Origin of the sequence: Lentimicrobium sp. L6, from assembly GCF_013166655.1 — a bacterium.
Taxonomy (GTDB): domain Bacteria; phylum Bacteroidota; class Bacteroidia; order Bacteroidales; family UBA12170; genus UBA12170.
Genome location: NZ_JABKCA010000174.1, coordinates 1 through 1,237, shown reverse-complemented (window position 1 = coordinate 1,237; position 1,237 = coordinate 1). Strand labels below are relative to the sequence as shown.

At 36.5% G+C, this 1,237-nt stretch carries 1 protein-coding gene; it reads left to right on the top strand.

Annotation, left to right across the window (positions count from 1 at the left end; genetic code table 11):
* The first annotated feature begins 62 nt into the window (after positions 1 to 62).
* Entirely contained in the window at positions 63 to 1,157 is a 1,095-nt protein-coding gene (locus HNS38_RS20065; RefSeq protein ID WP_172347004.1) for a TonB-dependent receptor, read from the top strand.
* Positions 1,158 to 1,237 lie beyond the last annotated feature (80 nt).

Here is a 1,237-nt window from a genome sequence, read left to right as displayed (position 1 = left end):
ATGATTTGGAGAAAGACGATCAATTAGCTCTGTTTTTATAATCGAACTCGGGTTATTTAAATGTGAAATTTAACAGCAGGCATACCAATAGAACTGGAGTGGTGGTGAGTCGCTTGAGCTACGATTTAGACATTGCCAATAATACCAATGTGGGAGAAAATGAGGTGGCCGATTACTTTGTAGATAGTAAAGGAAATGCGATGAGTGTACAATTATACTCCCAGTCCAAATACTACCTACGAGAGAACCTGAATATCAATGCTGGCCTTCACCTTGTTTATTTTAATACCAATAATGAGTTTATTCCAGAGCCGAGACTAGGGATTAACTGGGAAGTTACCCCAAGGCAAACTTTAAGCTTGGCTTATGGAAAGCACAGCAGAATAGAACCGCTCAGGATATATAAAACAGAAGTTCCAACAACTAATGGCTACGAACTACTAAACCAGAATTTAAATGTGACCAAAGCCCATCACTTTGTTTTGTCTTACGATATGAAATTGGGAGCCAATACCCATTTCACTATTGAACCTTATTATCAAATGCTTTATGATGTTCCGGTAACGCCAGATAGTTCTTTCTCCATGATTAATTATTCCAGCGAGACTTTTTTCACTGATGAACTAGACAATTCTGGAACAGGAACTAATATGGGAATCGATTTCACTTTAGAGCAATTCATCAATAATGGATTTTACTATATGGTGACGGCATCGCTATACGAATCGAAATTTAAAGGAGGGGATGGCATAGAGAGAAATACCCGTTATAATCAGAATTTTGTTTTTAATGTATTGGCAGGTAAAGAATGGCAGACAAAAAAGAACCACACTTTTGGAATCAATGGAAAGTTCACCATTTTGGGAGGCAAAAGACAATCGCCAGTCGATATGGAGAAATCGTTAGAAAACCAATTCGTTATTTATGATGAGTCGAGACTTTATGAAGACCAATTACCCACTAGCTATTATGTCGATTTGAGTTTGAATTATACCATCAACAGACCCAAATGTGCCCATTCTATTATTCTGCAAGCCAAAAATCTATTAATGCAAGAAGAGAATTTAGGTCATGCTTATAATTACAAAACCAAAACTGTGGAGCCCTATGGACTAGAAATTATCTATCCATATGTTAGCTATAAGATTCAGTTTTAATATAATTCACGCCAAGCCGCAAAGGCCATTAGCGTTAACTTAAGCAAAAAGCTCTTTCAATTTGTTGCTCAAAATTTAAT